Consider the following 18,741-nt stretch of genomic DNA (forward strand, 5'->3'; position numbering starts at 1 on the left):
TCTTTCGTTTTTTCGTCCCTCGCTCGAGAGCTGCAGGGCTATCGTCGACGAACTCGCATCTCGACCGGACCGGGGTCAAGCGACACCCTCGGCGTGGGGTCGATCGACTCCGTCACTCGCTCGAGGTCGACGCGTCGAACCATCGTCGCCAGCGACAGCTGTAGTTCGGTCATTGCGAATCGCATCCCGATGCAGTGGCGCGAACCGCCACCGAAGGGGAAGTAGGCGTACTCGGGCCGGTCGTCGCGGTCAGCGACTACGGATCGGCCGTCCTCGTCGTTCGACAGCCATCGATCCGGCCGGAACGCGTCGGGCTCGGACCACCATCGCTCGTCGCGATGGATGCCGTACATATTCAACTGGACCGTCGTCGCTGGCCCGATCCGGTAGCCGGCAAGTGTTGTTGTCTCGTGGGGCTCGCGCTGCAGGAACGGCAGCGGCGGATAGAGCCGCATCGCCTCCCGGCCGACGGCCTCGGTGACTGCCAAGTCGGGCAGGTCTGCAAACGTTGGGTCACGGTCACCGCAGACGGTCGTGACTTCCTGCTCGAGTCGCGACCGGACGTCCTCAACGTCGGCGGCGGCGAGCAGCCAGCAGGCGTAAGTCAGCGCGGTCGCCGTCGTCTCGTGGCCGGCCAGCAGGAACAGCTGTAACTGGTCGGTGATCTCCTCGGCCGTCGGCCTCGAGCCGTCGGGGTACTCGCCGGTCGCGAGCAGCGACAGCAGGTCGTCACCCGCTGCGTCGGAGCGGCGACGCTCGGCGACCATCTCCTCGATGAGGGCCTCCACGTCGGCCGTCGCACGCCGGTACTCGCGCTCGGCCCGGCTCGGAAGCCACGTCGGGAGCACGGCACGGATGCCGAAGAATTCGCTGTCGCTGTACGCGCCCATGGCCTGAACCCAGCGCTGCACGCAGTCGGCACGGTCGCCACCGAACGGTCGCGGGTGTGACCCGCGATTGGGTTCCGAGGAGCGTGGCTCCACACACTCCAGATCGAACAGCGATCGCGTCAGTGCCCGCAACGTCAGGGTCGACATGGCCTCTCGGACATCGACGACCTCGCCGTCCGACCAGTCCTCGACGAGGCGTACGGTTTCGTCGACCATGTCGTCGGCGTAGGACTGGATTCGTGCCAGCGTAAACGCGTTCTGGAGGAGCAGACGCTGGTTTCGCCAGCGTTCACCCTCCGCGAAGAACAGCCCCTCCACGTCGAGAACCTCGCTGAACTCGTGTTCGAACTCACCGCGCCAGAACTCGTCGTCGCGGGCGACGAGTACCGTCTCAACGAGGCCGGGGTCCGAGATGACCACGAACTCGCGGCCGAACGCCTCGTAGTGGGCGACATCGCCGTACTCGCGAATCGAGGAGAGAAACGCGAGTGGATCGCGAGCGAACCCGAGAGTGCTGTCGATCACGGGACGTCCGCGCGGACCCGGCGGCGGCGTTCCGACCGCTGCTCGCGTCGATCCAGTTTCCCCCTCCGCGTCGATCGTCGGTTCTCGGTCGTCCGCTGTCGGACGTCTCTCGTTCATACACGTTCGTTCGGAGCGAATGAGTGTGGGTGCTCTCCCGAAGCACTGAACGTCTTTAGGTATAGCCGTCGAACGACACGTATGCAGTCGGCAGACCTCACTCTCCAACTCCCACCGTCGATGCAACTGCCGGCGCCCGAAGAGCCGCTCGAGTCGTTCCAGCGCGAGGAGGTACTCTCCTGGGAAGTCGACCGGCAATCCGAAACCGTCCGCTTTCTCTCTCTGGTCGTCGGCGACCCCAGCGCGCTCGGGGATCTAGCCGAGAATCTCGAGTCCGTTCACCGATACGACATCACACCCGTCGACGAGGACACGTTCTACGGCTACGTCGAGATGGACCTGCGGGCCGCCGACGCCACCCTGCTGGGAACGTTTGACGTACCCGGGCTGGTAATCGTCCCACCGATGGTCTACACCGGACGAGAGAACGTCCACATCACCGTCCTCGGAGAACCTGAGGCCATGTCGCGACTGCTCGAGCGCGCCCCCAATGAGGTCGACATCGAGGTCACGCGCGTGAGCGAACACCAGCGACGCTCGGAAACGCTGGCCGGCCGGCTCACGGCCAGACAGTTCGAGGCACTCGAGGTTGCCCGCGACGTAGGGTACTACGAGGTGCCACGGAGTGGTGCCCTGGCGACGGTAGCCGAGGCACTCGAGTGTTCCGAAAGTGCGGCGTCGACGCTGCTGCGATCTGCGGAGGCGGAACTGGTCGATGCTGCGTTACTGCGGTAGAAGCGTCAGGGAATCAACTGCTCGCCGTCGTCGTCGTAGATTTTGATCGCGTCGACGGGACACGTTCGAGCGGCGAACTTCGCGTCGAGTTCCGCGTCCTCAGGCACCTCACGGACGAAAACGCCGTCCTCGGCCTCTTCCGAGTCGTTCAGGATTGCTTTCCCTTTCGTTTTGTCCTTCTCGAACCCCTCCCACTCGGCGACACACTGAAACATCCCAATACACGTATCCTCGTCGTATTCGATCTTCATGTGCGGTCGTTCGGCGGTCGTCAATAAAGCCCTGACGGGAAGTTTGAGAGAGACGAAGTTCCCCGCCGTGAGGTAAATATCAATACTGACTAGGTTAGATTTAAACAGCACAAACAAAATTGTTCTTGTTGGAATGAAGGATAATCAGAGTCAGTGCCCAGGACCACCACGCCATCTGAGCCGACGCCGAGTGATCGGGTTGAGTGGCGGTATAGCGGGTGTGGGTCTGGCAGCGACCGGACTCCAACACAGCACGATTGTCTCCGGGACGGACGACGAGACGACCGCGTGGCAGCCGATCGACGACGATGGGGACTGTAACATGATGCCGAGTTGGGAAATTACACTCGAGGAAACGACCGCTGACTGGAGCACCCGATCGGACTCGAGCAAGTACTGCTCTGTCCCCTGTGGGACGACCGACGACACCGAACTCGAGCTCGGACAACAGGTCCGAATCAGTGCCGGTGAGAGTGAGGGCGATGGGTTTCCCGACGCGATCTATACGATTGTTTCGACACACGAGGGGGCGGCCGTTCGGCTGGCCCGGAGTGGACTCGATCGGATCGGTGCGAGCGACTCGTCGACGGCGACCGTCGGTGGACAGGCAGTCCATCCGGAGTACGACACGCGCCGAGCCGGTCAGTACAACAACGAGTACGTCGAGTACGTCGTCGGTGAGGAAGACCAGGAGACTGACGTGTTCGCGATCGCGCCCCACGGGGGGTTCATCGAGTACGGAACTGATTTTCAGGCCGAGCGTGTCGCCGAACAGCGTGACGACGTTGGATGGATCTGTTCCGGATTCAACGATGGCGGCGGTTCGTTCGACCGCTGGCACGTCCCATCGACCGAACTCGACCGTGGCTCGTTCCCGTTGCTCGAGGGACTGTCCGACGAGCCCGCCGACTGGGCAGTTGCGTTTCATGGCTACGCAGACGAGAACATCTTCATCGGCGGCACCGCCAGCGAGTCGGACAGACAGCTCGTCGCTGACGCGATTGACGACCGTGTCGATGGAACCGAGGTCGTGCTGGCGAGCGCTGACGCGACCGACTACGGCGGCGCTGCACCGAGCAACATTCTCAACGAGGTTGCCCCAATCGGGCAGACGATCCAACTTGAGCAGCCGACTGACGTTCGACAGACCCAGTGGATGGCCGTCGCCGACGGCGTCGTTGCCGGCCTCGACGCGATCCTCGAGTAGGAGTGGGCGGCGTCATACAGGATACTGCTCGGTGGAGTAGCGCATCGATGCAGAGTGCGACACCCTATGACGATCGGCCGAAAGTGCCGTCAACTGGTGTTCCCAAAGGAACGCTTTTGCCGGCGGTGGCTCAACAGTAGTGGACGGAATGGTCGCACTGTCGTTCGTAGTACTCGTCGGGGCTGCTATCGTCACCTGTCTGTTTATGGCGTGGGTGCTTGGTGCAAACAGCAACTCGCCGCCGTTTGCGCCCGCGATCGGCGCAAACGCGATCTCAACGATGCAGGCCGCGTTCGTCATCGGCCTGCTTGCGGCTGCGGGGGCGCTCATGCAGGGTGGCAGTATCTCCGAGACGGTCGGTGCTGACCTCATCGACGGCGTGACGATCACGCCGCTTGCGGCCACCGCGGGACTGCTCACTGCGGCGACGTTCATGGCAATCGGCATTTATACGCGGTATCCGATCCCCGCGGCGTTCGCGACAACTGGTGCGATGGTCGGTGTCGGCCTCTCACTGGGCGGTGATCCGGCGATGGCGACCTACCAGCGACTCGGCACGTTCTGGCTGCTCGTGCCGTTCATGTCGGGTGGGCTGGCGTATGCGACTGCAGTCACCCTGCGCCGCGACGACATCCCCGAATCGGTCGGCGTGCCGCTACTGGCGGGCATCGTCGGTGCGATCGTCGCAAACATCCGCCTCGGCGTCATCCCCGATCCGACGGCCGACCAGGGCAGTCTCGCGAGTTTCGTCTCCCGCCAGCTCGGTGGTGGCCCAACGCTCGTCGCAGGCGCGGACCTCGGGACCGTGCTCGTGACGATCGCACTCGGTGCGCTCGCCTTCTACTGGGTTCGAAAACGCGTCCTCGTCGATGTCGACGGCGGTATTCGGTCGTTCCTGCTCGTCCTCGGCGGCATCGTCGCCTTCTCCTCCGGTGGCTCGCAGGTCGGGCTGGCAACCGGCCCGCTCGAGAACCTCTTCCGGATCGAACTCGGTCTGCCGGGCATCACGCTGCTCGCGCTGGGTGCGGCCGGCATCCTCGCCGGCGCGTGGATGGGCGCACCGCGGCTGTTGCAGGCGACCTCTCGAGAGTACGCCCAACTCGGCGTTCGGCGCTCGATCGCGGCGCTCGTTCCCGGCTTCATTATCGCCCAACTGGCGATCGCGCTCGGGATTCCCATTTCGCTGAACAACATCATCCTCTCGGGAGTCATCGGCGGCGGACTGGCAGCCGGCTCGGCGGGCGTCTCGCGGCGTAAAATCGGCTTCACGATCACGTTCTGGCTGTTGACCCTCGGCAGTTCGATCGTCGTCGGCTACGGCGTCTATCAGCTGTTCGAAGCGGTTATCGGCGGCTGACGCGGCGACTCATTCGAGAACCGTCACCGGCTCGTCGGTGCGATCGACGACAGTCGTGGCGACGTTGCGGCCGAGAAACCGCCGGATGAATCCGGCTGTCGTCGTTCCGTGTCCGTGCATAACCACGTGATCGACATCCTCGTCGCTCGCGTACTGGGGGATGACTGTGCCGGGCCGTCCCTCGAGGACGTCGATTTGAACCCGTTTGCGCGCCGCGTCGCCAGCGACCGCCTCGAGCAGTGCAGTCGCGCGCTGGCGTGTCTGCTCGAGACGATCCTCATCTCGCTCGAGCACCCCACCCTCGCTCAACGGGGCGTCGAGCGGTGTCACGACGGCCAGCAGCGTCACGTCTACGTCGGGGAACGTCTCAAGAGCATAGGCAAGCGCCTCGTCCTCTCGTGGCCGGCCGAGCGTGGGGACGAGGACGTGATCGGGAGCCATACGGCCGTGTTCAGTCGCGACCCCTATCGGTCTATCGGCGGGCGGGTGCAGGGAGCGCGCTTCTCGAGACGATACTTTAAACCGGGGGACGCGCCAAAGGCGGATAATGAATCTCGAGGAGCTGTCGGGGCTCCCACCCGGTGCCATCGACCACTTCCAGCGCGACGGCATCGAGGAGCTCTACCCGCCACAGGCCGAAGCGGTCGAGGCCGGCGCGACCGACGGTGACAGCCTCGTCGCCGCCGTCCCAACCGCCAGCGGGAAGACGATGATCGCTGCCCTGTCGATGCTGTCGGCGATCGAACGCGGTGGGAAAGCACTCTACATCGTCCCCCTGCGAGCGCTCGCCAGCGAAAAAAAGGCCGAGTTCGAGGCCTACGAGGAGTTCGGCGTCACCGTCGGCGTCACGACTGGCAACTACGAATCGACCAGCGAGTGGCTCGCCACGAAAGACATCATCGTCGCGACCAGCGAGAAAGTCGACTCGCTCGTTCGAAACGGCGCTGACTGGCTCTCGGATCTCACCTGCGTCGTCAGCGACGAGGTCCACCTCATCGACGACCGCAATCGGGGGCCAACCCTCGAGGTCACGCTCGCCAAACTCCGGCGACTCAACCCCGGGATGCAGGTCGTCGCGCTTTCGGCAACGGTCGGCAACGCCGACGAGATCGCCGATTGGCTCGATGCCGCGCTCGTCGACACCGACTGGCGACCGATCGACCTGCAGATGGGTGTCCACTACGGCAACGCCCTCAATTTCGACGATGGGACGACACGTGAAGTCCCCGTAGAGGGAAGCGAAAAACAAGAGGCTGCGCTGGTCCGGGACATCCTCGAGGAAGGCGGCTCCTCGCTCGTCTTCGTCAACTCCCGGCGTAACGCCGAAGCCGCGGCGCGTCGGCTGGGGCAGGTCTCGACTCGTGAGCTCACCGACGACGAGCGCGCCGAACTGACTGAGTTGGCCGAGAAGATCCGCGAGGACAGCGACACCGAGACGAGCACGGATCTGGCCGACTGCGTCGAACAGGGCGCTGCGTTTCACCACGCTGGCCTCTCGAGCACCCAGCGAACCCTCGTCGAGGACGCCTTCCGCGACCGATTGTTGAAGGTCATCTCGGCGACGCCGACGCTCGCCGCCGGCGTCAACACGCCCGCCCGGCGCGTCATCGTCCGCGACTGGCGGCGATTCGATCCCAGCGCCGGCGGGATGGCCCCGCTCGACGTCCTCGAGGTCCACCAGATGATGGGGCGGGCGGGCCGGCCGGGGCTCGACCCCTACGGCGAGGCCGTCTTGCTTGCGAAAAGCCACGAGGACAGTCAGGAGCTGTTCGACCGCTACATCTGGGCCGACCCCGAGGCCGTCCGCTCGAAACTCGCCGCCGAGCCAGCCCTGCGAACCCACGTGCTCGCGACCATCGCTTCCGGCTTCGCCCGCACGCGCGAGGAACTCCTCGAGTTCCTCGAGGCGACCCTCTATGCGAGTCAGTCGACCGAGGCAGGCCGACTCGAGCAGGTGACTGAGACAGTCTTGCAGTATCTCGAGTCAAACGACTTCATCGAACGCGAGGGCGGGACCGAGAAGACGACCGACGACGACGCCGGCGCGTTCACCTCCGCGGCCGACCTCGCTGCACAGCAGTCTGCACAGACTGACGAACGGCTCGAGGCGACCAGCCTCGGCCACACCGTCTCCCGACTGTATCTCGATCCGATGAGCGCCGCCGAGATCGTCCACGGCCTCGAAGACGCCGACGAGCGCCCGACCGCACTCGGGCTGTACCAACTCGTCTCGCGGACGCCCGACATGTACGAACTCTACCTCCGGTCGGGCGAAGACGACACGTTCGGCGAACTGTTCTACGAACGCGAGGCCGAACTGCTGGGTGACGCGCCAAGCGAGTACGAAGACGACCGTTTCGAGGACTGGCTGGCCGCGCTCAAGACGGGCAAGCTGCTCGCAGACTGGGCCAGCGAGGACGACGAGGAACAACTCACTGAACGGTACAAGATCGGGCCCGGCGACCTCCGGGGAAAAGTCGACACCGCCGAGTGGCTGCTCGGAGCGGCTGAATCACTGGCACGCGAAATCGATAGCGAGTGGACCGTCGCCGTCCGCGAGGCTCGCGCGCGCGTTGAACACGGTGTTGGTGAGGAACTGCTCGAACTCGTCTCGGTCGGCGGCGTCGGCCGCAAACGCGCCCGCCGGCTGTACGAGGTCGGCATCGAGGAGCCGGCCGATCTCCGGAGCGCGGACAAAGGGGTCGTGCTGAACGCGCTCAAGGGGGCGAAGACGGCCGAAACCATCCTCGAGAACGCCGGCCGGGAAGACCCCTCGATGGAAGGCATCGAGCCAACGACGTCGGCCAACGGTGGCGAGGGGGCCGACTCGAGTCGCGACACCGAACCGGCATCGAACAGAACCGACACCGACAACAGTCAGTCGAGTCTGGGTGATTTCTAATGGAACTCCTCGAATGCGTACTCGAGATCGACGATATCGACGCGTTCGTCAGCCAACTCGGCGAGATCGGTGAGCGCCACGACGTGACGATTCAGGCGTTCGACGCCAGCTACGTCGCTGGCCGAGCTCACCTCGAGCACGCCGTGGAACTGGCCGACCGCGCCATCGCCCGCGGCGAGAACATCGCCCGAGATCGGGCGGTCGAAATCCTGCTGTACGCCGCCGGCCGCCGACAGATCGACGACGCCCTCGAGATGGGTGTCGGCGAAGGCAGGCATCGTGCCGTGATCCTGGTCGACGGCAGTTCGACCGGAAACGGGGGGGTTCGGGAGGGCAAAGCGGCGGCTGCTCTCGAGACACTCGGTGAACTGGATGCCGTCGTCAGAACCGAGCCAACACTCGAGCCACGAGATGAGGCGACGCTGTGTGCGTTCTTCGAGATCACCGACGCCGAACGCGAGGCGACCGACGCGTCGCTGGCCGCGCTGGTCCGCGAACGAGTCGTCTTGCTCGAAGTCGACAAATAGTCGGCGTCGACTCCCGTCGTCATACTGTCTGCTGTACGTCAGTTCCGGTGGGACCGGTATCCGTCCTGCAGTCCCACCGATAAATCGTTACAACGAACGGTATCAGTCGTCAGCAGTCTTCTCGAGCCGACTCTCCCTCGCTTCTCGAAGCCCGTCACAGATCCCACCCTGACTCGACATGTTGACCTGTGCGAGTCGCCCGCGCTGGTGGACGAGCTCGAACGACTCGGAATCGATCGGCTCACCCTCGGGCGTTCGGAACAGGCGGTCGTCAGGGTCCGTCACGAGAGACGTCTCACGGGCTTTCTCGAGATAGCGCTCGAGCGGTGTCGCGGGAACTGAAACGGCAAACGAGCGATCAGCGGCATAGATGGCGACCGTGTCGTCGTCGGTCACTGTCTCGGGACGGTCCGGTTGAGCCGTGTTGGGCCCGAGGTCGGCCGCCTCGAGGTCTCGAAGTCGGAGGTCGACGATCGTCTCGGCGTCGAGTCCGGCCTCGAGCAGTGTCTCGACCGCGTCGTACTGCCGTGCGACCCGTGCCTTCTCGTCGAGTTCCCGACGGACGGCCTCGACGTCGCCGTCGGCATCGGGAAACGCGTCGGCGAACGACAGCCGTTCGTTGACGCCACGATTGATCTCCGTCTCGTGCATGTGTTCTGCGAGCGTGATCTGAGCCGTCTCGACCGCTGACAGTGACTCGACCTCGTCGCGAGCGTCGACTGCCATCATCCAGGCAAACGCCGGCGAACACCACGCCGTCGGCAGTGTGAACGTGACGCTGACGCGGCCGCCGTCGATCTCGATCGAATCGATGTACTCGAGGTCGACGATCGACCGGTCGAGTTCCGGATCAGTCACGCGGTCCAGTCGGTCGCGAACGGCCGCTCGAGTCGGGCCGTCGGACGTCTGGGCGCTCATTAGTCGTCCGCCGCGGCGGGCTCTTCGCTCGCGTAGTGGTCCTCGAGCCCGAACTGCTGGCTGATCTCGTCGTCCTGGAACGCCCGGCGTTTCGCCTCGATATCGATGTCGTAGAGTTCGGCAGCGTTCTCGCCCATCACCTTCTTTTTCGTCTCGAGATCCCACTCGACGCCGTACTCTGCGCGGTGTTCCTGGGTGAGTTCGGCCTCGAGAACTTCCTTCACGAGCCAGTCGGGGTTCCACAGCGCATAATCCGACCCGAAGAGGAGTCGATCCTCACCGAGCCACCAGAGGAGTTCGGACATGATTTCGGAGAACTTGCCCGGTCGGTTCTGGGCGAACGGTGCGGCGACCGCGAGCCCACCATAGACGTTCGTCTCCTGGGCGGCGATCCAGCAGAAATCATCGAGTCGAGGTAAGCCGACGTGTTCAACGATGAAGTTGAGTTCCGGGAACGACGAGGCCGCGTCGTCGACATCTTTCACGTCGAACGCGTCACGATTGAGGGGACGGATCGTCGGCCCCTTGTGGGCATGGATGTTCTCGATACCGAGCTCTTGGCACTTCTCCAAGAACTTGAACGCCTCCTCGTCGTCGAGTCGCCAGCCCTTCGACTCGCCGCGCCACTCGGCGGTGTAGAGTTTGACACCGGGAATCTCGTACTCGTCGTGGAGTTTCTCGAGGTACTCGAGTCCGTCCTCGCCGTCGCGCGGATCGAACGTCCCGTTGAGGATGAACCGCTCGGGATGTTCAGTCGCGAGTTCGGCGTTCTGTTCGGTGGTATTGAACCCCTCCGTGTAGAAGTCCGTGAGATACGTCGGCTGGAAGATCGCCATATCCGTGGCAGCATTGGCGAACAGGTCCTCGACCATCCGATCAGCGCCGTATTTCCGGTACTCGGAGATGTCCCACTGGCGGTCCTCGGGCGTGAACGTCGTGTGGTAGTCGTAGAAACACTGGATGAACTCTTCCCCACCCTGGTGTGTGATGTTGTCCTCCGTCGCGTCCCACAGGTGCACGTGACCGTCGATGACGAAGATCTCTTCGCCGTTATAGCGGTACATTGTACCATGATTATTGGTACCACAAGTCATCAGTCTTTTTCAGAGTTTCATGAGTTATAATTTCTGTGTACTGTGTACAGATAGAGGCGAACCTACTGTCTCAGCAGCTATAGATTCACACGGAGCGACGCTTTGGGAGAACGTTTTCTCCTCGTGTGTTGAACTGTGACTTGGTAGCATGCAAGCAGCCCGTCTCCACGAGTACACGGACGACATGAGCAACGCACTCTCGATCGACGACATCGACCGACCCACCCTCGAGCGGTCCGATGGCGTACTGATCGAGGTCAAAGGCGCAGGGTGGTGTCAGACAGACAACCATATCATTGAGGGAATGTGGCAAGAGTACGCGCCACAGGACCTGCCGATAACGCTCGGTCATGAGAACGCCGGCATCGTCGCCGAAACTGGCGACGAAGTAACGCTGGTCGAAGAAGGTGATCCAGTCATCTGTCATCCGGTCCAGACCTGTGGCATCTGTCGGCCCTGCCGGCTTGGCGAGGATATGTACTGCGAGAACAGTGCGTTCAACGGTCTCACCACCGACGGCGGCTTCGCCGAATATCTCCAGACCAACGAGCGTGCAGTCATTCCGCTGCCCGACGGCGTCGACCCAACTGAGATCGCTCCCCACGCCGATGCGGGAATTACGGCCTATCACGCCACAAAGAAGGCCGTCCGCGAACTGAACCCCGGCGACACCTGTGTCGTCATCGGCGTCGGCGGCCTCGGCCATATCGGCCTGCAGTGTCTGGACGCGATGAGCGCCGCGGATATCGTTGCCGCCGACATCAAAGACGACGCGCTCGATTTGGCCACAGACCTCGGCGCGCGCCACACCGTCAACTCCGCCGATGAGGACCTCGCCGACGTCATCGCGGATCTAACCGACGACGAGGGCGCTCAGCAGGTGATCGACTTCGTCGGCAGAGACGAGACGACCGCGCTGGCACCCGAGATCGTCGCCGCCGGCGGCGACCACCACATCGTCGGCTACGGCGGCCACATCCACGAACCCAGCCAGGCGCTGGTCAACGGCGAGTTCGCCTTCCGTGGCACGCTGGTCGGCAAGTACGCCGAACTCCAGGAACTCGTCGCCCTTGTCGACCGCGGCGACGTCGAACTCCGTACCGAACGCCACGACCTCGGCGAGATCAACACGGTCGCCGAACGCCTCGAGCACAACGAGATCGAGGGTCGTGCGGTCGTCCTCCCACCTTAAGCCGCAGTTCTTCCGAGCCCGCACTACCCCGGCAGGATGAGGTTGATCGCGGCGACGACGATCCCTGCCAGCCCCATCCGAGCCGCGGCGACGTACCACCGCTGTTTCGAGATTGAGGCGAGATAGACGCCGAACGTTGCTAGGATCGCGATACCGACACAGATCGACGCCAGAACGGCTTGTAACATCGTGAAGACGACGCCCTCGAGCGCCAGCGGCGAGAGGGTCACGACGATAGCGAGAATCGGTCCGGTTGCGCTGGCGATAGCGTGGACGATCTGGGCAGCCCGATGGTCGCGCTGGACACGTGTGTCCTCGAGTTCGGTGAGCATCGCCCGCTCGAGTCGTTCCTGTTCAGCCAGTGCCTCCGCGCGCTCGATCTCCCAGACGCTCCAGACACCCGAGGTTCCGAGGCCAACAGCCGCACCGAGGCCGATCATGATCGCGGTGACTCCGTCATCGATCCCAGAGAGATACGCGCCGACGACGACGCCGATGCTCGTGAGTGTGCCGTCGAAGCCGTTGGCGATGAAGTACCGCCGAGAGATCGACCGGACGTCTTCTTTGCCGAGGACGCGACGGAGTCGGGCACGTCGGCCAGCCATCGTCAGCTACCGAACCACGGATCATCGACCGTTCGCGAGCCACACGCGACCTGATCGACCGAGTGAACCGACGCGCTCAGGTCCTCGATTTCAGCACGGACTGCCTCGAGGTCGAGATCGTCGCCCTCGAGGGTAACGCGTAGGGTCTTGACGTTCTCATCGACTTCGACGACCGTCGCGGTGGCCGCGTCGATCCCATCGAGATCGCCGAGTTGCGTCGTGAAGGTGACAACGTTTGGGTCGTGTGGTTTCAACACGTCGAGTACGAGCCGTCGTATCGGGGCCATAGACGCTTGCACAATGGGCGAACGGAAAGGCCTACGGAACTACTGGCTGGCAGTCGACGGCACGCTCTTGTACGGTCCCGTGATACGGCCTGCATGGCCACTCTCGAGGACTCAATCGAGATCGGCGGCGTCACGATCCCAAACCGGCTTTATCGCGCGCCGCTGCTCGAGTGTGCTGGCAACGGTCCCGACGCCGTCGACACGCTGATCGACGACCTCGAACCCGCCGCCGAGTCGGGCGTCGGCCTCATCTGTCAGGGGGCGACGATCGTCCGCGGCGATGGCGGCTGTGCCGCCCCGGGGATGACCCGCGTCCACGACCCTGCGTTCGTCGAGCGACTGTCGCGGCTGACCGACCGGATTCACGACCACGGCAGCCGGATCGTCGTCCAACTCGAGCACGGCGGCCTCCGAAGCATGGAGACCTGGCATGCCGAACACCGCAAAGACCATCCGGAGCTCGAGCAACTCGCTGTCTCCGAGCCGCCATGGCAGTTGCAGCTGCTCGATCGACTCGGCTTTCTCTCGTACGACCCACACGTCCTCTCGACCGACGAAGTGTACGAGCTCGCGGCCGATTTCGGCCGATCAGCAGCGTACGCCGCTGACGCGGGCTACGACGGCATCCACCTCGCGGGCGCGAACATGGGCATCGTCCAGCAGTTCCTGTCTCCCTTCTACAACCGCCGGACCGACGAGTTCGGCGGCTCACCCGAGGCCCGACTCGAGTTCCTCGCAGTTGTTCACGACGAGATCCGCGAGCGGACCGGAGACATACCGCTGCTCACCAAAGTGCCGGCAGAAACGCCCGCACCGCCCGCACCCGTCGTCCGGCGAAAGCTCTCGCTCGAGGACGGCGTCGAAATCGCCCGACGACTCGAGGCAATCGGCTACGACGCGGTTGTCCCCGTCCAGACATCAGTCGTCTGGGATATGAGCATCGTTCGCGGAGCGTATCCTGAACGGGCCTGGGAAAACGAGGGGTTACACGACGCGTACGACGCGGCGTTCGGTGGGACAGCGCGCAGGAAACTCGTCGCCGCCGCAAACCGAATCCAGTCGCTACAGTACGATTTCGACCCGGCGTGGAACGAAGCGTTCTGTCGACGGGTCCGCGAACAGGTCTCGATCCCAGTGCTCGCCGAGGGCGGGATTCGCGAACGCGGCCAGATGGATCGACTACTGGGCGGCGACGACAGCGACGAGCCAGCCTGCGAGATGGTCGGACTGGCCCGTCCGTTCTACGCCGAACCCCGCCTCGGCGCGCGACTGCTCGAGGACGCCCCGGACGAGACTCGCGTGCTCTGTGAAAGCTGTAACAACTGTACCGTCCCACAGGTGACCGGTGCACCGGGGATGTGTCGGACACCCCAGGTATTGCAGAAACGGGGTGACCTCGAGCGCGAGGGTGTCTACGAGCGGTAGCAACGACGAAAGCGAGGTGTTCTCGAGCGCGAGTTCACTGTTAGTGACTCACTGCTTGTCGAGTGTTTGCTGATTGGTTCGACTCGAGTGCGCAGTCTATTTTCTGTGATCCACGCCGGTCGAGAGACCCCCTCGTTTCCACTGGAAAAGCGAAGACGGGGAGAGGATTATTCTCGAGTTGAAAGTTCGGAAGAAGTAGTCCATCCTGGATTCGAACCAGGGTCGAAGCCCCCAGAAGGCTTCAGGATTGGCCACTACCCCAATGGACTGATATGTTTTCGTCGGCTTCGTTTCCGACGACGTACCTACTCGTAGGAGGTATCTATATTAGAGTGTTACGAACTCGACTGTGATTGCGAACGAATGGCGATCAGTCGTGCGGTGGGTTGTCGTGTTCCTTTCGATGGCAGTTCGCACATGCAGTTCTCGATCTCAGGCTTGATTCGATCTCTGGAGTACCCAAAGAGATCATCTTTCCGACAGCCATCGATGTCTCGTCTTCGGTCACATGCTGAACGTCGAGACATGCATGGTCTTGTTCTGCACATCGGGTGCAGCCACCGCGCGTTCGCTGACGGTCAGTCCCGGGCAATATCAGAATAGCGACGATGATGCACAAATCGACACACATTTTCGTCGTGCCTGTACACATTCGCGTATGTACGTTGGACGATTCGTCGTCGTCGGCCCCGATGTCGGCGCCTACCGCGTCTCATCACGCTCGTTCCCGAACCGCAAGCTCACCGCTCGAGAGGACGCGCTCACTGTCGGTCCCACCGACGACGCGCCGGGGACGGACAACCCCTACGTCTCCTACAACTGCCTGCGCGTCGTCGACACCCCCACGGGCGAGACGGCCGCGTTCGGTAACGGCTCGCACGTTGATCCAATCGCGGAGAAACTCGAGCTGGGCTACCCCGCCCGCGACGCGCTCGCCGAGAGCCTGCTGGCGCTGGATTACGAGAAAGACGACTACAACACGCCACGAATCGCGGCGACGATCGGCGACGACGGCGAGGCTCTGATCGGCACGGTTCGCAAGGACGCGCTGCTCGTCGAGACCGTCGAGGAACCGACGCTGGTCGCGACCTACGAGACGAACGCTCCCGAGTCGTTCGAGTTCGAGGCCGACAGCGCCGAGGCCGCCGCGAGTGAGGCGTTCGACTGCGAGTTTGAACACGCTGTCTGTGCGGCTGGTATCGCCCGCACCGACGACGGCTTCGAGACGGCACTCGAGAACGGCAACTGACGTCCGTTTCAACGACGATTTTTGGAGTGCGGATGCGACTGTTGTGACTCGCGACTGGTCCGCGGCGAACGTACAAACCGTTCGAGCGTGTTACCTTTGAGCATGCGAGTCGGACTCGTTTCCGATATCCACGGCAACCGAGTCGCCCTCGAGGCCGTCCTCGAGGAGATGGCCGCTGTCGACAAACTACTGTGTGCTGGCGATGTCGTCGGCTACAACCCGTGGCCAGCAGCGTGCGTCGACGAACTCCGCGAGCGGGACGTGCCGACGGTGATGGGCAACCACGACGCCGCAGTCGTCGAAGGGGACGCAAGCGGCTTCAACCGGATGGCTCGAGCGGGCGTCGAACACGCCAGCGAACAACTCGACGACGACCAGCTCGCGTGGCTCGAGTCGCTGCCGACCGAACGCCTCGCATGTAACGACCGGGTGAAGGTCGTCCACGGCCATCCGGACGATCCGATGCGGTACACGCGCTACACTCGGCCGTCTGAGTTCTCGCCACGGCTGCTCGACGAGGAAGACGTGCTGGTGCTGGGTCACACCCACGTGCAGGGCGTCAAACAGTACGCCGAGGGAATCGTCGTCAACCCGGGTAGCGTCGGCCAGCCACGGGATGGCGATCCACGGGCGGGCTACGCGGTGGTCGATCTCGAGGCGATGACTGTCGATACCTCTCGTGTCAAATATGATCTCGAGGCGGTTCAGGACGCCGTCGCGGACGCGGGGCTGCCGGACCGAATCGGCCGGCGACTGGCTCGTGGAAAGTGAGCGCTGGCGATGAGACGTAGAAAACGAATCTTTTTACACGGCCTGCGCCGCTAGATTCGGGTATGGTATCCACCGGCCACACCGCGTGTACCGACAGCAAACGCCCGCGTCACGCTGTGGCCCGGTGTTGTCGAGCACCGACTCGGTCGGCGGGACGAGCAGACCAGTATCGCGCCAGCGCCGTTTCAGAAAGTCACTGACATGTTCAGACGTATCCGTGAAGACGCCCGAACGATGTGCGAGCGCGACCCCGCCGCGACGGGCTGTCTCGAGGTCATCCTCGCGTATCCCGGCTTACACGCCGTCTGGGCCCACAGGGGAATCCACTGGCTCTGGAACCGGGGCTTTCGACTCGTCGCGCGGCTGTTGGCACACATCGTACGCGTGCTCACGGGCGTCGAGATCCATCCCGGCGCGACGATCGGTCGCCGGGTAACAATCGATCACGGGATGGGTGTCGTTATCGGTGAAACGGCCGAAATCGGCGACGACGTGCACATGTACCACGGTATCACGCTCGGGGGCGACGCAAACGAACCCATCAAACGGCATCCAACCGTCGAATCCGGTGTCACGATCGGGACGAACGCGACGCTGCTCGGCGATATTACGATCGGAGAAGACGCCGCCGTTGGCGCCGGATCGGTCGTTACTCGAGATGTCGAACCGGGTGCGACGGTCGTCGGCGTCCCGGCCGAACGCGTCGACTGACACAGCACAAGAAACGGACAACCGCTCGCTCCTACGTATCGCTGACTGTGCCGTCCGTCCCCGGCGGTGAGCCTTCTGCCGGAACCCCCTCACCCGTCGTGACGCTCTCGTCGGATTGCTCGGCATTCGAGTCCGTCGCCTCTGGCTCAGGATCGGACGTATAACCGAGTTCGAACCAGAGTTTCGCCGTACAGTCGAACGCTTCCTCGTCGAGTTTGGTCTCAGATTCTCGTTGGTCGAGATAGCCGTTACAGCGACCGTGTGCGACGACATTCATGAGCGTCGCCGCGGAGCCACACTCCGGACAGTCGATGTAGTAGTTGCCCTCGTCGTTTTGATGCCACGAGTCAGGAGTCAGTTCCGTGTAGGCGGCGTCCTCGCGGGAGTGTTCGCTCATGGCTCTAGCCTACGGGCCAACAGTGGTAAAGAGGAGCCCGGAGCACGCAACCCGCAGCACACACTCGAGTCCCGCCGTCTCGACAACGTCAGCACACTGCCGTGGCTCGACCGTTACACCAGCGGCTCGAGCAACGCCTCGCCAGCCTCGAGCAACGCTCCGACGCGTTCTTCGTCTGCAGCTTCCGCGTAGACCCGTAACACGGGCTCGGTCCCGCTGGGACGGATCAACAGCCACGAGCCGTCGGCGAGCTGGAGTTTGAAGCCGTCGGCGGTGTTGACGCCCTCGACATCGGTTCCGGCGACGGTTTCGGGGATTTCGTCCTCGAGATCAGAGAGGACGCGCGCCTTCTCGTGGTCGGGACAGGCGACGCTGATCTTGTCCTGGACGACGGTCCCGTACTCGTCGAGCAGTCGATCCACGCGCTCGTCGATGGGTTCTTCGGCGTGCATCGCGGCCGCGAGCACTGCCATGAGGACGCCGTCTTTCTCGCGGACGTGGCCGCGGACGGTGAAGCCGCCGGATTCCTCGCCGCCAACGAGGACGTCGCCGTTGGCCATCGCTTGTGCGACCCATTTGAAGCCAACGGGGACTTCGTGAACTGACTCGCCGTGGGCGTCGGCGATACGGTCGATCAAGAACGTCGTCGAGACGGTTCGGACGACCGCTCCCGAATCGTCTTCGAGCAGGTAGTCATAGAGCGCAGCGAAAAACAGGTTCTCGTCGAGATAACCCCGTTCGGGCGTGACGATGGCGAGACGATCTGCGTCGCCGTCGTTTGCGATCCCGAGCGTCGGTGCGGTCTCGTCGGCGGTGATGAGGTCGATCAGCGCCTCGAGGTTTTCAGGCGCGGGTTCGGGTGCCCCACCGCCGAATGTCGGATCGCGCTCACAGCGCAGGCATTCGAGAGAGACGCCAGCGCGCTCGAGGATGGCGTCGGTCGTCCCACGGCCGCTGCCGTGCATGGCGTCGTAGGCGACGGTCAGCCCCGCGTCCGAGAGGTTGGCACTGCCGGTGATCTCCTCGACCAACTCGAGGGCGGCGTCAGCGTGTGGCGTCGTCAGGTCGACCTCCCGGACGGTGCCGTGTTGGGCTTCGGGGAGCGCCTCGGGTTCGGCGAGGCGATCCGCGATGGCGTCTGTCACTTCGGGCAACGCCGGCGCGCCATCAGCGGGAATGAACTTCACGCCGTTGTACTCCGGCGGATTATGTGAGGCCGTGATCGCAAACCCGCCCACGAGTTCACGCTCGACGATGGCATGGGCGACCAGCGGCGTCGGTCGGTCGCGCGCTGGCATAATGACATCGAAGCCGTTGGCACACAACGTCCGGGCCAGTTCTTCGGCAAAGCCACGCGAGGTCTCACGCGCATCGTAGCCGACGACGACTGTTCCCTCGAGTCCCTCATCCTGTAGATACGTCGCGACGGCCTGTCCGACCATCCGAACCCGCGGCGTCGTAAACTCCTCGAGCGTCGCCCGCCAGCCATCAGTACCGAAGCTGATCGTCTCCATACACGTTCGTCTATGCCACCGGCGAAAAAGGCGACGTTGTCACACGGCAGCTGACACGAGTGGGCTG

At 63.6% G+C, this 18,741-nt stretch carries 19 protein-coding genes and 1 tRNA gene; 10 read left to right on the forward strand and 10 right to left on the reverse strand.

Annotation, left to right across the window (positions count from 1 at the left end; translation table 11 throughout):
* Nucleotides 1-38 precede the first annotated feature (38 nt).
* Nucleotides 39-1,532: a cytochrome P450 gene (locus tag ACERJA_RS14280; RefSeq protein ID WP_373608934.1), complete on the reverse strand. Its 1,494-nt coding sequence runs from the start codon at nucleotides 1,530-1,532 to the stop codon at nucleotides 39-41.
* 81 nt (nucleotides 1,533-1,613) lie between these two features.
* Between ACERJA_RS14280 and ACERJA_RS14285 the strand changes: the two genes are divergently transcribed.
* Complete coding sequence (locus ACERJA_RS14285; protein ID WP_373608935.1) at nucleotides 1,614-2,267, forward strand: helix-turn-helix domain-containing protein; 654 nt, start codon at nucleotides 1,614-1,616, stop codon at nucleotides 2,265-2,267.
* A gap of 5 nt (nucleotides 2,268-2,272) precedes the next feature.
* On the opposite strand, the gene ACERJA_RS14290 is transcribed toward ACERJA_RS14285, so the two are convergent.
* The gene (locus ACERJA_RS14290; protein ID WP_373608936.1) at nucleotides 2,273-2,518 is read right to left on the reverse strand and encodes a ferredoxin; all 246 of its coding nucleotides are present in this window, start codon (nucleotides 2,516-2,518) and stop codon (nucleotides 2,273-2,275) included.
* A 220-nt stretch (nucleotides 2,519-2,738) separates the two neighbouring features.
* Between ACERJA_RS14290 and ACERJA_RS14295 the strand changes: the two genes are divergently transcribed.
* Together ACERJA_RS14295 and ACERJA_RS14300 are read left to right on the forward strand one after the other, a co-directional pair.
* Entirely contained in the window at nucleotides 2,739-3,725 is a 987-nt protein-coding gene (locus ACERJA_RS14295; RefSeq protein WP_373608937.1) for a poly-gamma-glutamate hydrolase family protein, read from the forward strand.
* Between the two features lie 148 nt (nucleotides 3,726-3,873).
* Complete coding sequence (locus ACERJA_RS14300; RefSeq protein ID WP_373608938.1) at nucleotides 3,874-5,082, forward strand: anion permease; 1,209 nt, start codon at nucleotides 3,874-3,876, stop codon at nucleotides 5,080-5,082.
* 9 nt (nucleotides 5,083-5,091) lie between these two features.
* Here the strand turns inward: ACERJA_RS14300 and ACERJA_RS14305 are convergent, their stop codons facing one another.
* A complete protein-coding gene (locus ACERJA_RS14305) occupies nucleotides 5,092-5,523 on the reverse strand; it encodes a universal stress protein (RefSeq protein ID WP_373608939.1) in 432 nt (143 codons plus the stop codon).
* A gap of 106 nt (nucleotides 5,524-5,629) precedes the next feature.
* Between ACERJA_RS14305 and ACERJA_RS14310 the strand changes: the two genes are divergently transcribed.
* Nucleotides 5,630-7,984: an ATP-dependent DNA helicase gene (locus ACERJA_RS14310; RefSeq protein ID WP_373608940.1), complete on the forward strand. Its 2,355-nt coding sequence runs from the start codon at nucleotides 5,630-5,632 to the stop codon at nucleotides 7,982-7,984.
* Complete coding sequence (gene cgi121 / locus ACERJA_RS14315; protein ID WP_373608941.1) at nucleotides 7,984-8,511, forward strand: KEOPS complex subunit Cgi121; 528 nt, start codon at nucleotides 7,984-7,986, stop codon at nucleotides 8,509-8,511. Before ACERJA_RS14310 ends, cgi121 begins: the two co-directional genes overlap by 1 nt.
* 102 nt (nucleotides 8,512-8,613) lie before the next feature.
* On the opposite strand, the gene ACERJA_RS14320 is transcribed toward cgi121, so the two are convergent.
* Nucleotides 8,614-9,429 carry an iron-sulfur cluster assembly protein gene (locus tag ACERJA_RS14320; RefSeq protein ID WP_373608942.1) on the reverse strand — a complete coding sequence of 272 codons (816 nt, stop codon included), beginning with the start codon at nucleotides 9,427-9,429 and terminating at the stop codon, nucleotides 8,614-8,616.
* On the reverse strand, nucleotides 9,429-10,493 hold the full coding sequence (locus ACERJA_RS14325) for an amidohydrolase family protein (RefSeq protein ID WP_373608943.1): 1,065 nt from the start codon (nucleotides 10,491-10,493) through the stop codon (nucleotides 9,429-9,431). The genes ACERJA_RS14320 and ACERJA_RS14325 overlap by 1 nt, the downstream gene beginning before the upstream one ends.
* Nucleotides 10,494-10,671: 178 nt before the next feature.
* On the opposite strand from ACERJA_RS14325, the gene ACERJA_RS14330 reads away from it, so the two are divergent.
* On the forward strand, nucleotides 10,672-11,715 hold the full coding sequence (locus ACERJA_RS14330; RefSeq protein ID WP_373608944.1) for an NAD(P)-dependent alcohol dehydrogenase: 1,044 nt from the start codon (nucleotides 10,672-10,674) through the stop codon (nucleotides 11,713-11,715).
* 23 nt (nucleotides 11,716-11,738) lie between these two features.
* Here ACERJA_RS14330 and ACERJA_RS14335 read toward each other — a convergent pair whose 3' ends face one another.
* Nucleotides 11,739-12,320, reverse strand: coding sequence for a VIT1/CCC1 transporter family protein (locus ACERJA_RS14335; protein WP_373608945.1), 582 nt, complete (start codon nucleotides 12,318-12,320; stop codon nucleotides 11,739-11,741).
* A gap of 2 nt (nucleotides 12,321-12,322) precedes the next feature.
* Entirely contained in the window at nucleotides 12,323-12,607 is a 285-nt protein-coding gene (locus ACERJA_RS14340; protein WP_373608946.1) for a DUF211 domain-containing protein, read from the reverse strand.
* Nucleotides 12,608-12,700: 93 nt separating this feature from the next.
* Between ACERJA_RS14340 and ACERJA_RS14345 the strand changes: the two genes are divergently transcribed.
* Complete coding sequence (locus ACERJA_RS14345; RefSeq protein WP_373608947.1) at nucleotides 12,701-14,032, forward strand: NADH:flavin oxidoreductase; 1,332 nt, start codon at nucleotides 12,701-12,703, stop codon at nucleotides 14,030-14,032.
* A gap of 196 nt (nucleotides 14,033-14,228) precedes the next feature.
* Here the strand turns inward: ACERJA_RS14345 and ACERJA_RS14350 are convergent.
* Nucleotides 14,229-14,301, reverse strand: a tRNA-Gln gene (locus tag ACERJA_RS14350).
* A gap of 389 nt (nucleotides 14,302-14,690) precedes the next feature.
* On the opposite strand from ACERJA_RS14350, the gene ACERJA_RS14355 reads away from it, so the two are divergent.
* From ACERJA_RS14355 to cysE, 3 genes are all read left to right on the forward strand, one after another.
* Nucleotides 14,691-15,281, forward strand: coding sequence for an IMP cyclohydrolase (locus tag ACERJA_RS14355; RefSeq protein WP_373608948.1), 591 nt, complete (start codon nucleotides 14,691-14,693; stop codon nucleotides 15,279-15,281).
* 102 nt (nucleotides 15,282-15,383) lie between these two features.
* Entirely contained in the window at nucleotides 15,384-16,052 is a 669-nt protein-coding gene (locus ACERJA_RS14360) for a metallophosphoesterase (protein WP_373608949.1), read from the forward strand.
* 201 nt (nucleotides 16,053-16,253) lie between these two features.
* A complete protein-coding gene (gene cysE / locus ACERJA_RS14365; RefSeq protein WP_373608950.1) occupies nucleotides 16,254-16,763 on the forward strand; it encodes a serine O-acetyltransferase in 510 nt (169 codons plus the stop codon).
* 31 nt (nucleotides 16,764-16,794) lie between these two features.
* On the opposite strand, the gene ACERJA_RS14370 is transcribed toward cysE, so the two are convergent.
* Both ACERJA_RS14370 and ACERJA_RS14375 read right to left on the reverse strand, forming a co-directional pair.
* A complete protein-coding gene (locus ACERJA_RS14370) occupies nucleotides 16,795-17,160 on the reverse strand; it encodes a hypothetical protein (RefSeq protein ID WP_373608951.1) in 366 nt (121 codons plus the stop codon).
* A gap of 113 nt (nucleotides 17,161-17,273) precedes the next feature.
* Nucleotides 17,274-18,674 (reverse strand): phosphoglucomutase/phosphomannomutase family protein, encoded by a 1,401-nt coding sequence (locus ACERJA_RS14375; protein ID WP_373608952.1) that lies wholly within the window; start codon nucleotides 18,672-18,674, stop codon nucleotides 17,274-17,276.
* Nucleotides 18,675-18,741 lie beyond the last annotated feature (67 nt).

This window comes from Natronorubrum sp. A-ect3 (genome assembly GCF_041821125.1).
GTDB classification, from domain to species: domain Archaea; phylum Halobacteriota; class Halobacteria; order Halobacteriales; family Natrialbaceae; genus Natronorubrum; species Natronorubrum bangense.

Coding starts and splice junctions, on each gene's coding strand:
- ACERJA_RS14360 (WP_373608949.1), top strand. CDS start 15,384: ATGCGAGTCGGACTCGTTTCCGATATCCACGGCAACCGAGTCGCCCTC.
- ACERJA_RS14285 (WP_373608935.1), top strand. CDS start 1,614: ATGCAGTCGGCAGACCTCACTCTCCAACTCCCACCGTCGATGCAACTG.
- ACERJA_RS14335 (WP_373608945.1), bottom strand. CDS start 12,320: ATGGCTGGCCGACGTGCCCGACTCCGTCGCGTCCTCGGCAAAGAAGAC.
- ACERJA_RS14345 (WP_373608947.1), top strand. CDS start 12,701: ATGGCCACTCTCGAGGACTCAATCGAGATCGGCGGCGTCACGATCCCA.
- ACERJA_RS14340 (WP_373608946.1), bottom strand. CDS start 12,607: ATGGCCCCGATACGACGGCTCGTACTCGACGTGTTGAAACCACACGAC.
- ACERJA_RS14320 (WP_373608942.1), bottom strand. CDS start 9,429: ATGAGCGCCCAGACGTCCGACGGCCCGACTCGAGCGGCCGTTCGCGAC.
- ACERJA_RS14280 (WP_373608934.1), bottom strand. CDS start 1,532: ATGAACGAGAGACGTCCGACAGCGGACGACCGAGAACCGACGATCGAC.
- cgi121 (WP_373608941.1), top strand. CDS start 7,984: ATGGAACTCCTCGAATGCGTACTCGAGATCGACGATATCGACGCGTTC.
- ACERJA_RS14370 (WP_373608951.1), bottom strand. CDS start 17,160: ATGAGCGAACACTCCCGCGAGGACGCCGCCTACACGGAACTGACTCCT.
- ACERJA_RS14300 (WP_373608938.1), top strand. CDS start 3,874: ATGGTCGCACTGTCGTTCGTAGTACTCGTCGGGGCTGCTATCGTCACC.
- ACERJA_RS14355 (WP_373608948.1), top strand. CDS start 14,691: ATGTACGTTGGACGATTCGTCGTCGTCGGCCCCGATGTCGGCGCCTAC.
- ACERJA_RS14305 (WP_373608939.1), bottom strand. CDS start 5,523: ATGGCTCCCGATCACGTCCTCGTCCCCACGCTCGGCCGGCCACGAGAG.
- cysE (WP_373608950.1), top strand. CDS start 16,254: ATGTTCAGACGTATCCGTGAAGACGCCCGAACGATGTGCGAGCGCGAC.
- ACERJA_RS14375 (WP_373608952.1), bottom strand. CDS start 18,674: ATGGAGACGATCAGCTTCGGTACTGATGGCTGGCGGGCGACGCTCGAG.
- ACERJA_RS14325 (WP_373608943.1), bottom strand. CDS start 10,493: ATGTACCGCTATAACGGCGAAGAGATCTTCGTCATCGACGGTCACGTG.
- ACERJA_RS14310 (WP_373608940.1), top strand. CDS start 5,630: ATGAATCTCGAGGAGCTGTCGGGGCTCCCACCCGGTGCCATCGACCAC.
- ACERJA_RS14290 (WP_373608936.1), bottom strand. CDS start 2,518: ATGAAGATCGAATACGACGAGGATACGTGTATTGGGATGTTTCAGTGT.
- ACERJA_RS14330 (WP_373608944.1), top strand. CDS start 10,672: ATGCAAGCAGCCCGTCTCCACGAGTACACGGACGACATGAGCAACGCA.